General features: G+C 70.2%; 14 protein-coding genes and 1 tRNA gene. 4 read left to right on the forward strand and 11 right to left on the reverse strand.

Going from position 1 to position 12950, the window contains the following annotated elements; genetic code table 11:
- Window positions 1-71 precede the first annotated feature (71 nt).
- Together B3G12_RS01120 and mca are read right to left on the reverse strand one after the other, a co-directional pair.
- On the reverse strand, window positions 72-404 hold the full coding sequence (locus B3G12_RS01120) for a hypothetical protein (RefSeq protein ID WP_083482306.1): 333 nt from the start codon (window positions 402-404) through the stop codon (window positions 72-74).
- 6 nt (window positions 405-410) lie between these two features.
- Entirely contained in the window at window positions 411-1331 is a 921-nt protein-coding gene (mca, locus tag B3G12_RS01125) for a mycothiol conjugate amidase Mca (RefSeq protein WP_126874772.1), read from the reverse strand.
- Window positions 1332-1533: 202 nt separating this feature from the next.
- On the opposite strand from mca, the gene B3G12_RS01130 reads away from it, so the two are divergent.
- The 3 genes from B3G12_RS01130 to B3G12_RS01140 all read left to right on the forward strand — a co-directional run bounded on the left by B3G12_RS01130 (window position 1534) and on the right by B3G12_RS01140 (window position 3020).
- Complete coding sequence (locus B3G12_RS01130) at window positions 1534-2013, forward strand: DUF4307 domain-containing protein (RefSeq protein ID WP_126874771.1); 480 nt, start codon at window positions 1534-1536, stop codon at window positions 2011-2013.
- Between the two features lie 183 nt (window positions 2014-2196).
- Window positions 2197-2694 (forward strand): transcription elongation factor GreA, encoded by a 498-nt coding sequence (greA, locus tag B3G12_RS01135; protein ID WP_055082587.1) that lies wholly within the window; start codon window positions 2197-2199, stop codon window positions 2692-2694.
- Between the two features lie 110 nt (window positions 2695-2804).
- Window positions 2805-3020, forward strand: coding sequence for a hypothetical protein (locus B3G12_RS01140; RefSeq protein WP_055082585.1), 216 nt, complete (start codon window positions 2805-2807; stop codon window positions 3018-3020).
- Between the two features lie 126 nt (window positions 3021-3146).
- Here the strand turns inward: B3G12_RS01140 and ilvA are convergent, their stop codons facing one another.
- Both ilvA and B3G12_RS01150 read right to left on the reverse strand, forming a co-directional pair.
- Window positions 3147-4394 (reverse strand): threonine ammonia-lyase, encoded by a 1248-nt coding sequence (gene ilvA / locus B3G12_RS01145; RefSeq protein WP_094393567.1) that lies wholly within the window; start codon window positions 4392-4394, stop codon window positions 3147-3149.
- A 150-nt stretch (window positions 4395-4544) separates the two neighbouring features.
- Entirely contained in the window at window positions 4545-5915 is a 1371-nt protein-coding gene (locus tag B3G12_RS01150) for an AI-2E family transporter (RefSeq protein ID WP_290498697.1), read from the reverse strand.
- A 73-nt stretch (window positions 5916-5988) separates the two neighbouring features.
- Here B3G12_RS01150 and B3G12_RS01155 point away from each other — a divergent pair, with 73 nt between their 5' ends.
- Window positions 5989-6591: a nitroreductase family protein gene (locus B3G12_RS01155; protein ID WP_232300192.1), complete on the forward strand. Its 603-nt coding sequence runs from the start codon at window positions 5989-5991 to the stop codon at window positions 6589-6591.
- A 191-nt stretch (window positions 6592-6782) separates the two neighbouring features.
- On the opposite strand, the gene B3G12_RS01160 is transcribed toward B3G12_RS01155, so the two are convergent.
- The 7 genes from B3G12_RS01160 to B3G12_RS01190 all read right to left on the reverse strand — a co-directional run bounded on the left by B3G12_RS01160 (window position 6783) and on the right by B3G12_RS01190 (window position 12871).
- On the reverse strand, window positions 6783-7583 hold the full coding sequence (locus B3G12_RS01160) for a Bax inhibitor-1/YccA family protein (RefSeq protein ID WP_055082577.1): 801 nt from the start codon (window positions 7581-7583) through the stop codon (window positions 6783-6785).
- A 145-nt stretch (window positions 7584-7728) separates the two neighbouring features.
- Window positions 7729-7802: transfer RNA gene (locus tag B3G12_RS01165), tRNA-Leu, on the reverse strand.
- Window positions 7803-7858: 56 nt separating this feature from the next.
- Window positions 7859-9244, reverse strand: coding sequence for an NAD(P)/FAD-dependent oxidoreductase (locus tag B3G12_RS01170; RefSeq protein ID WP_290498699.1), 1386 nt, complete (start codon window positions 9242-9244; stop codon window positions 7859-7861).
- A 108-nt stretch (window positions 9245-9352) separates the two neighbouring features.
- Window positions 9353-10711: a S8 family serine peptidase gene (locus tag B3G12_RS01175; protein ID WP_126874768.1), complete on the reverse strand. Its 1359-nt coding sequence runs from the start codon at window positions 10709-10711 to the stop codon at window positions 9353-9355.
- A gap of 70 nt (window positions 10712-10781) precedes the next feature.
- Entirely contained in the window at window positions 10782-11729 is a 948-nt protein-coding gene (locus B3G12_RS01180; protein WP_126874767.1) for a Ppx/GppA phosphatase family protein, read from the reverse strand.
- Between the two features lie 60 nt (window positions 11730-11789).
- Window positions 11790-12341, reverse strand: a complete 552-nt coding sequence (locus B3G12_RS01185) for a DUF501 domain-containing protein (RefSeq protein WP_126874766.1) — start codon at window positions 12339-12341, stop codon at window positions 11790-11792.
- On the reverse strand, window positions 12338-12871 hold the full coding sequence (locus B3G12_RS01190; protein ID WP_126874765.1) for an FtsB family cell division protein: 534 nt from the start codon (window positions 12869-12871) through the stop codon (window positions 12338-12340). The genes B3G12_RS01185 and B3G12_RS01190 overlap by 4 nt, the downstream gene beginning before the upstream one ends.
- Between the last annotated feature and the right edge of the window lie 79 nt (window positions 12872-12950).

Genomic DNA, 12950 nt, shown 5'->3' on the forward strand with positions numbered 1-12950 from the left:
GCCGTCAGGACCGGCTGGAGCCGTCCCGCCCGTCGGGTGCGCGGCCCGTGTGCGGTGACCGGACGGCGTCGCTACCGCTCGACGTCGCTCTCAGCACCGGTGCGGCGGGCGGCGTCGTTACCCGCTGTGCGGCCCTCGGCCGACGTCGTGCCCTCCGGGAGCGCACCGGTGGCGGCCCGTTCCTCGGCCGCGCGCCGCTCGGCGTACTCCGCCCGGTAGCGCAGCCGCCGGTTGCGACGGTTGAAGTCGATCACCAGCAGCACCACGGCGACCGCCAGCACGAAGGTCATCAGGAACCCGACCAGCCCCGGGGAGACCTGGCTCGGGTCGAGACCGGGGCGCAGCGTGTTCTCGGGGCTCGGCGCGGGCGTGGCCGCGTTCAGGACGCTCAGCAGCGTGGGCACGCGGGATCACTCGCTTCCGGGGTTCGAGGGCGCGTCCGCGACGCCCGCGAACAGGTCCGTCTCGGGCAGCTGCGCGTCCACGCGGGACTCCGCGAGCGTGTAGTCCTCCCACGGCCACACCTCCGCCTGCGTCTCCGCGGAGACCGCGAAGAACATGCCGTTCGGGTCCACCTGGGTGCGGTGGCTGCGCAGTGCCTCGTCCCGGGCCTCGAAACGGTCCGCGCACTCGATCCTGGTGGTCGTCTCGTGGCGCGGCACCGGCGGGCGGTGGCCCTCCGGATCGGACTCCTGAATGGCGGCGATCCGCTCGGCGTAGGGCGACTGCAGCCCGCGCGCCTCGAGCGCCTCGTGCAGGGCGACGAAGCGCTCCACGTTGAAGGCGCGGTCGTAGTACAGCTTGGACGGGGCCCAGGCCTCGCCCGTGCCGGGGTACGCGTCCGGATCCCCCGCGCGCAGGTACGCCTCCATGGCCACGTTGTGGGTCTGGATGTGGTCCGGGTGCGGATAGCCGCCGTTCTCGTCGTAGGTCAGGATCACGTGGGGCCGGAACTCCCGCACCAGCTGCACCACGGGCGCCGCGGCACGCTCCAGCGGCTGCAGTGCGAAGCACCCCCACGGCAGCGGGGGAAGCGGGTCCCCCTCGGGCAGACCGGAGTCCATGAAGCCGATCCAGCGGTGCTCCACGCCGAGTGCACGCACGGCAGCGGCCATTTCGTGGCGGCGCAGGCCGGCGAGGTCCCGTTCGGCCGCGACATCCCCCTCCATCTCGGGGTTAAGAATCGAGCCGCGCTCGCCGCCGGTGCACGTGGCCACCATGACGCGGGCGCCCAGGCCCGCGTAGTGGGCCATCGTTGCGGCTCCCTTGCTGGACTCGTCGTCGGGGTGGGCGTGGATCGCCAACAGGCGCAACTGTGAATAGTCCGTCACCGAACGAATGCCTCCAAGACCTCATCGCGGAAAACCGCCGTAAAAATGCAATCCCCGGTATCCTACGCCGCACCCGAATGCCGTGCGGCGCGTGCGTCACGCCACTTCACGACCGACGACGCCTCCCGTACCGGCCGCGCGGCGGCGTCGTCCGCCGCTGGGTACCCAGTCTTCGCCCACCGGCCCTCGGTAGAGTGGGGGCATGAGTTCTGCGATCCCCCAGCCGCCCGGTGGCGCGCCCGCACCCGGAACGGACCGCGTGCTCGCCCAGCGCTACGGCGGCGGGCACCGCCGCGTCAACCGGCCACGGCGGCGGGGGCCCTCCACACGCGGCTGGATCGTGATCGCGGCCGCTGCCACCCTTCTGGCCTCCCTGTTCGTCGTGTGGATCGTGTGGGGGAACTCCCAGCGGCCGGTGGCCAAGGACGTCAGCTTCCAGATCACGGACGCCGGTCACGTCTACGCGGACTTCGACCTCACAAAAGACCCGGACCAGACGGTCACGTGCGCGGTGCAGGCCCTCAACGAGCAGTACGCCGTGGTGGGCTGGCGCGAGGTCACGGTCGGGCACGTGGCGGACGAGGAGCTCAACGGCCGCACGAGCACGCACCGCGTCACGCTGCGCACCACGGGAATCGCCACGACTGCCGGCGTGGACACCTGCTGGGACGACGCCGGCTGACCCGCCCCCCCCTGCGACTGCGGTCGTGGAACGCGACACGTTGGGCTGGGCGCGCGGCCTCCACTAGACTTGCCGCGAGATCACATCCCCGACCCGGACACGCTGGGCCACGCGGCTCGCACCGGGGCGGGGTTTTTCACACGTGCTCACCAGGGCGGTGAGCACCGGAGAAACGGAGGCACAGTGCCTACTCACGAGGGAGCCTGGCTCACCCAGGAAGCGTACGACCGGCTCAAGAAGGAACTCGACTACATCGCCGGTCCCTACCGGCAGGAGATCGTCGACCGGATCGAACAGGCCCGCTCCGAGGGTGACCTCAAGGAGAACGGCGGCTACCACGCCGCACGCGAGGAGCAGGGCAAGAACGAGGGACGCATCGTCCAGCTGACCCAGCTCCTCGAGAACGCCCAGGTGGGCGAGGCCCCGGCGGACGACGGCGTCATCGAGGCCGGCATGGTGGTCACCGCGGAGATCGCCGGCGACGAGATGACCTTCCTCATGGGCAGCCGTGAGGTCGCCGAGGACCTCACCGGGGGCGAGGACCTCGAGGTATTCTCCGAGCGTTCCCCCATGGGTGCCGCGATCAACGGCCACAAGGTGGGCGACACCGTGAGCTACCAGGCCCCCAACGGCAAGGACATCACAGTCAAGATCCTGAAGGCCAAGCCCTTCAGCCGCTGACCCCCGAACTGAGGGCCACGCCGCAGCCGCGGTGTGGCCCTCAGCCGTTTCCTACGCCGTCACAGCACAACGTGGCGGCTCCCGTTGCCTCCCCGACAGGAGAACCCCTCGTGGTCACCCACTGGAACCGCACCCCGAACCGCTGGAGCGGGCCCCTACTCGTGCTCACCGCGCTGCTGGCCGTGGCCGCGGTGGTCGTGCACTTCGTGGGCCAGAGTCACCCCGCACTGAACTCGACCGGCGGTCTGCGCAACATCCTGTGGTTCGCCACGTTCGTCATGGCGTTCGTCACCTACGTGACGGCCCGCGGGGCACGACGCCGCTGAGCGGGCGCCGCGGCGACGTCGTCGCGTCCTCGTGGTCGTAGCGTCGTCCTCATTGCAGCGTCGTCCTTGCGACGTGGCTTCCGCAGCGGCACAGGCCCCAAGGCCCCGGGCCTGAGAGTCCAGGGATCAGTGCGCGATCACGGGGTGGAAGCCGTGCGCCTCCAGCTCGGCGATCACCTGGTCGCAGTGCTCGTGGCCCTTGGTCTCCATGTCGATGGTGATGGACACGTCCCCCATGGACAGGGAACCGCCGATGCGGGTGTGGTCCACACCCGTGACGTTGGCGTCCAGGTCCGCGATGATCTGCGAGATCTGAGCGAGCTCGCCGGGGCGGTCGGTCAGCATCATCCTGACCGTCATGTAGCGTCCCGCTGCGCTGAGACCACGCTGGATGACCTTGAGCATCAGCATGGGGTCGATGTTGCCGCCGGAGAGCAGCACCACCGTGTTGCCGAGGTCCGGGTGGCTCTCCTTGAGGTCGCCTTCGAGGATTGCGGCCACGCCCACCGCGCCGGCGGGCTCCACGACCATCTTGTTGCGCTCAAGCATGAAGATCAGCGCCTGGGCGAGCGAGTCCTCGGAGACCGTCACGACGTCGTCCGCGAGCTCCCGGATCACGGTGAAGGGCAGCTGCCCCGGGCGGCCCACCGCGATGCCGTCCGCGATCGTGGAGACCCGGGACAGCGTCACGATGGCATCACCGGCGAGCGACGGCGGGTAGGCGGCGGCGTTCTCCGCCTGTACGCCGATCACGCGGATGTCCCGGCCCTGTTCACGGGCCTTCGCCTTGATGGCCACCGAGACGCCGGCGAGCAGCCCGCCTCCACCCACTCCCGCGATCACGGTGTCCACGGTGGGCAGCTGGTCGAAGATCTCCAGGCCGATCGTGCCCTGCCCGGCAATGATGTCCACGTGGTCGAAGGGGTGCACGAACACCGCACCGGTCTGGTCCGAGAAGCGCTGAGCCTCCGCGAGCGCCTCGTCCACGGTGGAGCCGTGCAGCACCACTTCCGCGCCGTGGTCCTGGGTGGCCGCGATCTTGGGCAGCGCCGCACCGAGCGGCATGTAGATCCGCGCCTCGATGCCGAGCTTGGCGGCAGCGAGGGCCACGCCCTGGGCGTGGTTGCCGGCCGAGGCCGCCACCACTCCCCTGGCCTTCTCCTCGTCCGAGAGCTGCGACATCCGCACGTACGCGCCGCGCACCTTGAAGGAGCCCGCGCGCTGGAGGTTCTCGCACTTGAGGTAGACCTCCGAACCGAGCGCGCGCGACAGCGCCCGGGAGTGGGCCAGCGGCGTCCGCTCGGTCACCCCCTCCAGCAGCGTGGCGGCACGGCGGACGTCCTCCACCGTTACGGGCAGATCTGGGTGGGCCACAGAGAACTTCCTTCGTCGTAGCCGGTTGCTTGGTCCGCCGCGGGGTGCCGGGCCCGGTGGATCGCGACCGGGACTGCGGGGCGGGGACAACAGAACGCGGCGCCCGTGGGTGGGGGCGCCGCGCTCCATGCTATTACCTCGCGAGAGGTCTCAGCGCCGGGAGTCGTCCGTGCTCAGGACGTCCTCCTCGATGCTCGCGTTGTGCTTCGTCTGCTTGCGGTGCTTCTCGTCACGCCTGTGCTCCTCGGCCTCGCGCTCCTTGTGGCGCTTGCCGCGGAAGCGCTGGAGCAGCGCCATGACCTGGTCGCGGTCCAGGTCCTTCTTCTTGGCCGTCTTCTTGATCTCGCGGGGGTACATCAGCGGCTCCCACGCGATCTCGTCGTCGTGCTCCCAGGCACGGCTGGCCAGGTAGCGAACGATCGTGTTGAGCACGGCCATCAGCGGCACGGAGAACAGGGCACCGGCAATGCCGAAGAGCACGCTGCCGGAGGCCACCGCCAGGAACACGGCCACCGGGTGCAGGGAGACGGCCTTTCCCATGATCAGGGGCTGCAGCACGTTGGACTCGAGCTGCTGCACGAGCAGCACCACGCCCAGCATGGCCAGGGCGATCCGCGGGCTCACGGCCACGAGGGCGACCAGCACGGCCACCGCACCGGTGGCCACGGCGCCCACGATCGGAATGAAGGACGCCAGGAACACCAGCACGCCGATGGGCAGGGCGAGCGGGACGCCCAGGAAGAATGCGCCCACGCCGATGCCCACGGCGTCCACGAACGCCACGAAGACCTGGATCCGCACGTACTGGGCCAGGGAGATCCAGCCACGGCGACCGGATCCGTTGACTGCGGAACGAGCGCGGCGGGGGAAGAGCTTGACCACGAACAGCCAGATGTTCTCGCCGTCCATGAGGAAGAAGAGCAGCACGAACAGCATGATGATCGTGCCGGTGACGATGTTGCCCGCAGTGGAGCCGAAGGTCATGGCCCCGGAGAGGACCTTGTCCGAATTCTGCTGCAGCGTGTTGCCGAGGTCCGCGATCCACTGGTTGATGTTGTCCGTGGAGAGGTTCAGCGGGCTGTCCTCCAGCATGCCGATCAGCTGCTGGAAGCCCGCCACGGCGTTGTCCGAGAGCTGGGCGAAGCCCACGATCATCTGCTGCCCCGCCAGGGTGAGGAGCCCCAGGACCAGCACGATCAGGCCGAGCTCCACGGTGATGGAGGCGAGCGCGGCGGGGAATCCCCTGGAGCGCAGCCAGCGCACGGCGGGGAACAGCAACCCGGCGAGCAGGGCGGCGAGCAGTACCGGGATCAGAACGGTGGTGACGAGCGAGAGCAGCCACCCGACCACCCCCACCCCGGCGATGATGAGCAGGATGCGCCAGGACCACGCCGCGGCGATCCGCACGGGAGCCGTGACCGTGTCCTGGGCGTCGAGGGCGGGAGCGTCGCTCGACCGCGGGGCGTCCGGCACGCGGTCCGGGGACGTGCTCGCGGGAGACGTGGAGATGCTGGAAGACATGGGCACCATGATCGCATCATTGCGCGCAATGTTGTTACCGGGCCGCCGCCCGCGGGATGACAAAATGGCTGCCATGTCCACCACACTGCTGCGCATCCTGGCCCAACGCCGTCCCGCGAGCCTGCTGAGCCAGGAGGCACCCCGCCAGGAGGAGCTCGAGGCCGTCCTGCGTGCCGCCGCCGGTGCGAAGTACGACGAGCGGCCCACCGGCTGGCGTGCCGTGGTGACCACCCGCCCCTCAGCCCCCCTGCTGGCCGCCGCCATGGCCGGGCTGGCCTCGGTGCCCAACCTCACGGGCCCGGTCCCCCGCCTGAAGGGCAAGAAGATCCGGGTTCTCGCCGCCTACCGCGGTTCCCTTTCGTGGGCCTCCCGCGGCGGCGCCGCCATCGCGATCGTCTTCCGCCACCACCCGGAGCTCGAGGAGTCCAAGAAGGTCCAGCGTGGGGAGGTCTCCGCGGCACGCGGTGTCCTGGAGGCCGCGTTCTACGCGCAGGGCTGGGCCACCATCTGGTCCCAGCGCGAGCCCTACGACCGGGAGATTCTCCGCTCGTTCTACGACCTCGACGAGCACGAGGAGGTCCTCGGCTGGCTCTTCGTGGGCCGCGCCGCTCCTGACAGTGTGCCCTCCCGTGCGATCAACCTGCCACCTCGCGACCTCGGGATCAGCTACATCTGAGCGGGCACCGGGCGCGACGACGCTGCGCGGCCCCGGTGACGCGGCGTGCCGCACGTCCGCTGCGCAGCGCCGTTGTCGGCCCCGGTACCTAGCGGCGCCGCGCCTCGTCCACCGCCCTGGGACAGACAGAGCGACGGCCCGGTGTGCGTGCACCGGGCCGTCGCTGTCGGGACGTTTCAGTCCAGGAGGAGTCAGTCGCTCATCGACCGGATGATCGTCAGCAGACGCAGGATCTCCACGTAGGTCCAGATCAGGGTCACGGTCAGGCCGAACGCCGCAGACCAGGCAGCCTTCTGGGGGATGCCGCGCCTCACGCCGTCGCTGATGTTCTCGAAGTCCAGTACGAAGCTGTAGACGGCCAGCAGGATCGCGATGGCACCCACGAAGAGCCCCAGCGGAATGCCGAAGACGGAGACGTCGGTGCGCAGGTTGAAGCCGCCCAGCAGCGAGGTGCCCAGGTTCACGAGGGCGAAGATGGCGTAGGCCATCATGGCCACGAAAAAGAACTTGGTCACTCGCGGGGTCGCGCGCAGCACGCCCGTCTTGTAGAGCACGAGGACCGAGACGAAGACCGCCAGGGTGCCGATGACCGCCTGCACCACCACGCCCGGGTAGGTGCTCTCGAACATGCCCGAGATGCCGCCGAGGAACAGGCCCTCCGCGAGCGCGTACAGGATGATGAGCACGGGGCTGGGTTCCCGCTTGAACGAGTTCACCAGACCGAGGACGAGGCCCACGATGGCACCGGGAACCGCGAGGACGGGCACAAACCAGCCCGCGAAGGCGGCCACGACCACGCAGCCGAGCACGAGCGAAGTGCGCATTACGACGTCGTCGTAGCTCATGCGCCCGGTCTGGGCGGGCCCGGCGGCGGGCGCGTTGTACATCCGCTCGAGCTGCTCGGGCGAGTACTGGGCACCCTGGGGTGATGCGGGTACGGTGGTGGCGTTCTTCTTGTTGAAGTCTCGCAGGAGGGGGTTGCCGCCGGCCATGGGACGTCCTTTCTGGGCGTGGGCGAGCTGAGATCCCAGGTTAGCACCGGAACCTGCACGCCAGCCTGGAGTCCGTGGACGGCGAACAGACCCGCGGGGGTCGGTTCACGAGTGCCGGGCGGCGGGATCGGTGCTGCGTCGGGGGTGCCCCCAGTGGGATTCGAACCCACACTGAGCGGATTTTAAGTCCGCTGCCTCTGCCGGTTGGGCTATGGGGGCGGGTACGACGACGGTGGGGCCGCCCGCAGGCGGCCCCACCGTCGTCGACGTGCAGGCTACAGGCTGGCCTTGGCGTCCGAGACCTTCACGCCGGCGGCTTCCTCGAAGGCCCGGCGCGGATCGTGCAGGTGGCGCAGCGGCTGGGTGTCCCGCCCGAAGACCATGTTCAGGCCCCACTGGGTGAACACGCGTGCCTTGCGGTCCACCGTGGGGATCGCATAGCCGTGGTACAGACGGTGCATGAGCCACGCAGGCAGTCCGCCGAGGTCGATGTTGCGCACCGTGGCGGCACCCTTGTACAAGCCCAGTCCGGCCACGGAGCCGAGGCCCTCGTGATAGTAGTCCTGCAGGGGCTCGCCCTGGTGGGCGGCCATGATGTTCTTGGCCATCCTGGCTGCCTGGCGGACCGCGTGCTGGGCGTTCGGCACGCAGAAGCCACCCGGGCCGGCACCGGTGAGGTCCGGGACGGCGGCGATGTCGCCGGCGGCCCAGGCGCCGTCGAAGGGCCCGTCGTCGCCGGTGACGCGCAGGTCTGCGCCCACGCGCAGGCGGCCGCGCTCGTCGATGGGGAGATCGCTGTTCTTGATGAAGGACGCGGCGGCCACGCCGGCGCACCAGATCAGGGTGTCCGTGGCGAGCTCGCCGGCGGGCGACTTGTCACCCATGTTGATGAGCTTGACGACGTCCCCGTCTACCTCGGACACGGACGTGTTCAGGAGCACCTCGACGCCGCGGGAGCGCAGCTCGGCCACGACCTTCTCAGCGCGGTCCTTGGAGACCTCGGGCATGATCCGTCCCATGGCCTCGATCATCACGAAGCGCAGGTCCGAGACCTTCAGGCGGTCGTTGCGCTCCACAGCGGTACGTGCCATGTCCTCGAGCTCGGCAATGGTCTCGATGCCGGCGAAGCCGCCGCCCACGACCACGAACGTCAGCGCCTGGCGCTTGGCGTCCTCGTCGTCGGTGAGGGACGCCACCTCGATGCGCTCGAGCATCCAGTTGCGCACGGAGACGGCCTCTTCGATCGTCTTCATGCCGATGGCCTTCTCCGCGAGCCCCGGGATGGGGAACGTGCGGGTGTTGGAGCCGCCGGCCACCACGATCTCGTCGTAGGGCAGCTCGAACTCGGGACCCTCGTCGATGCCGCGGATGGTGACCTTGCGGTTGGCGTGGTCGATGTTCTCCACGCGGCCGGCGATCAACTCGCAGTCCCGCAGGTTCTGGCGGTGGGGAACCGTGGCGGAGCGCGCCTCAATGTTCCCGGCCGCGACCTCGGGGAGGAAGGGAAGGTAGGTCATGTACGGGTTGGGGTCCACCACGGTGACCACGCCGCCGGACTCCTTGATACGGGTCTGCAGCTTCTGCGCGACGGTGAAACCGACGTACCCGCCACCCACGATGAGAAGGCGCGGACGGTCCTTGGCAAGTTGATTGAAAGACATGCCTGGAAGTTTACTCATCACCGGGAACTTTTGCTCACGCCCTGCCGTACGGTGACGGCCTTGCAGGGTGCTCCGGAGGGTGCTCCACGCGGGTGGCGCACCGGCGTCTCAGCGCGAGAGTCGCCGGATGTGCAGGATCGCCGCCACGGTCAGGCCGCTGACGACCACCGCGAAGGAGGCGAGGATCACCACGGGCAACGCACCGGTCTCGTTCAGGGGCTTCTGCGCCACGGGCGGGGTGGCCTCCTGCGTCACGTGCTCGGTGTCCCCCTCGTCCGCGCTCGCCGAGGCGCTCGCGCCGGGCGAGGCGGTGTGCGGCCGGTTCTGCTCGATCCAGTGCTGCACGCTGCCCAGCGGGTTCTCCTCGGTGGTCTCGACGTCGTCCTCCACCGCCGCGCGGACGTCCAGGATCCCATAGCCGTAGAACGGGTCCTTGCCCTTCTCCCCCGCGTCGTGGGCCGTCTTGACGATCCGTTGCGCGATCTGCGCACCCGTGAGCTCCGGGTGCCTCTGCTTGATGAGCGCCGCCGTCCCGGAGACCAGCGGAACGGTCGCGGAGGTCCCGGACCACTCGGCGTAGCCGTTGCCCGGCATCGCCCCCACCATGTCCTCGCTGGGCCCCGCCACCCCGATCGAGATGCCCTGGGAGGAGGAGTCCCAGCTGGCCTGACGCTGGCGGTCCACCCCGCCCACGGACAGCACGCCCGGGATCGTCGCGGGGGCACCCACCTGGGTCAGTCCGCTGCCCCTGTTGCCCGCGGCAGCCACCACCAGCACGTTCTTCTCCTCGGCGTACGCGAACGCGGAGTCCCAGGACTGCGGCCACGCGGTGGCGTTGGAGCCCACAGACATGTTGATGACGTCAGCGCCGTGGTCCACGGCCCACCGGACGGCGTCCGGGATCTGCTCGTTGACGTCCTTCACACCCGGCTGCTCGGCGCCCAGCCACATCGACACCGGGAGAATCTCGGCGTCCGGGGCGACCCCCAGGATGCCCTGCTGTTTCCCGGGGCCGCCCGAGCGGTCCTCCCCGTGGCCGTGGCCCGCCGCGAGGGAGGCCACCAGCGTGCCGTGCTCCGGCTCCTCGCCGAGGCCCTGCTGCCCGTCCGCCCGCCCCTTGCCGGAGACGTCCGTGCCCTCCCCCACGGAGCCCGTGAGGTCCTGGTGGGAGCCGTCCACACCGGTGTCGATCACGGCGATCTTCACGCCCTTGCCGGTCGCGGACTTCCACGCGTCCCGCACGCCGTAGTCGTCCAGCCAGTACTCGCGCTGCTGGATGTCCGAGCCCTCCACGGCGGCCTTGCCGTTGGTGGGAGCGGGGGCGATGGGCGACTCCACGGGCACCGACGGCGCCGGGGCGGGCACCGCGGGCTGCTGTCCGAGCGCGGGGACCGCCGTCATCCCGACGAGCAGCGCGCCCGCCGCAGTGGCCGCGAGCAGGGCCCGAGTCCTCGTGCGTCCGATCATGACCCCTCTGTTCTGCCTCGCGGTGCGGCGCACCGCGCCCGTTCGTGCTCGTGGTGGACCGGGGCCCGCGTCAGGAGACCAGGGACAGTGCGATGCCGTCCAAAATATCGTGCTCACTCGCCGTCACGGCGCTGACCCGCCCGTCAGTGGCGGCCGAGACGCGCTCGAGCACCCGACGCCACACGAGAGCCCCGGCACCGATCACGTCCACGCGGCCCTCGTGCATGAAACCGAGCGCGGCACGCTGGTCCCGGGTCATCTGCGTCAGCTCACGGCAGGCGCGCACGACATCCGGGATGGACAGCTCGGTGCCGTTGATCCGCTGCGGGTCGTACTCCGTGAGGCGAAGTGCTGCCGCGGTGACCGTGGTGACCGTCCCTGCCACGCCCACGATCTTGGTGGTCTGCTCCAGCGGCACGGTCCGGGCGACCACGTCCATGGCCTCGTCCACATCCCGCAGCGCGAGCTCCTGCTGGGCCGCGGTGGGAGGGTTGCCGCCCAGGTGACGCTCGGTGAGGCGCACACAGCCGATGTCCACACTCTTCGCGGCCAGCACCTCCGTGGGCGTGCCGAGCACGCACTCCGTCGAACCGCCACCCAGGTCCACCACGAGCACGCGGTCCCGCGAGTCCAGGGACGACGCCGCATTGAGGGCACCGCGGAAGGACAACGCCGCCTCCTCCTCACCACTCACGACCTCCGGCTCGACTCCCAGGCGGGAGCGGATGCCCGCCACGAAGACGTCCCGGTTGCCTGCGTCGCGGGTCGCGGACGTGGCCACGAAGCGCACGCGCTGCGCCCCGTGCTGCGCGATCAGCGCCGCGTATTCGTCCGCTGCGGCGAAGGTGCGCTCCAGCGCGGCCTCCGCGAGCCAGCCGGTGGCGTCCACGCCCTGTCCCAGCCGGACGATGCGCATCTCCCGCACCACGTCCGTGAGCGTGGACCGCGGCCCGTCGGTGGCATCCGCGATGAGCAGACGGATGGAGTTGGTACCGCAGTCGATGGCAGCGACGCGCATGGCAGCAAGGGTCCTCTGGTCGTGGGGTGGGGAGTCGGAGTCGCTCGGCGCGGGGGCCGCTCAGGCCTCGCGCCAAGCGGGGTCGCACGCGCAGCGCTGCGGCGTCCACGTGGCGGAGATGCTCTCCAGCGTCTCGTCCCCCAGGGGGTTCACCCCGGGGCCCGCGGCCAGGCTGTGTCCCACGAGCACGTGGAGGCACTTCACGCGGGTGGGCATCCCCCCGGCGGATATCCCCTCGATCTCGGGCACCTCGCCGGTGCCGGCGAGCTCCCCGATACGACGGCGCTGGGCCAGGTAGTGCTCGTGAGCCTCCCGGTAGCGCTCGGTGAGCTCGGGATCCTCGGCCACGCGCTCCGACATGGCGTACATGGCACCCTCCGCTTCCAGCCGGGAGACAGCCGCGGTCACCACGGGGTGGGTCAGGTAGAAGACCGTGGGGAAGGGTGTCCCGTTGCCCAGCCGGGGTGCGGTGGCGACGACGAGCGGGTTGCCGCACACGCAGCGCGCGGCAATCTCCACCACGTCCCGTGCGGGCCGTCCCAGCTGGTGGCCCACGACCGTGAGGTCCTGGTCCGTGACGGTGCGGTCCTGCTCTCGTGCGGCGTCGCTCACTTGTCGCTGCTCTCCTGGGGTCGTGGTTCGAGGGTGACGTCCTGCTGCGGGTAAGCGGAGTCGACGACCGATTGCCAGAGCCCGTCACCCCACGCGGGCTTGCCCGCCTCGACCTGCTCGGCGGAGGACTCCACGCCCTGGTGGACGTCCGGCTGGGCTCCGACCACCACGTAGGCGCTCTCCCCCGGCATCACGTAGGACATCCGCTCCCGGGCCTGCTGCTCCACGTAGGAGTCGTCCCCCCACAGCTGCTCCTCGCGCTTGAGCTGCTGCTGCTGGTCCTGCTCCTCGGCGATGCTGCTGCGCAGCTCGGAGATCTGCGTGTGCTGGTCGATAAAGATCTTGGCCGTGGGCGCGGCCAGGAAGACGATGAGGGTGGCCACCACGATCAGCGCCACCAGACGACCGTTGAACGAGTGCGCCGGGGTGGGCGCCGCGAGGGTGTGGGAACCGCCGGGAGGTGCCGGAGTCTCGTCGCCATCGTCGCGCAGGGATCCCGGCCGGGGAATCCGCGGGCCTGGACCGACCATGCGGTCACCTCCGGGGGAAGACGTGGTGGGGCTCTTCGTGCTGGGCCAGTCTACCCGCAGCGCAGCGCCGCCCGGTCCC

This window comes from Kocuria sp. UBA5001, from assembly GCF_002398425.1.
GTDB classification, from domain to species: domain Bacteria; phylum Actinomycetota; class Actinomycetes; order Actinomycetales; family Micrococcaceae; genus Kocuria; species Kocuria salsicia.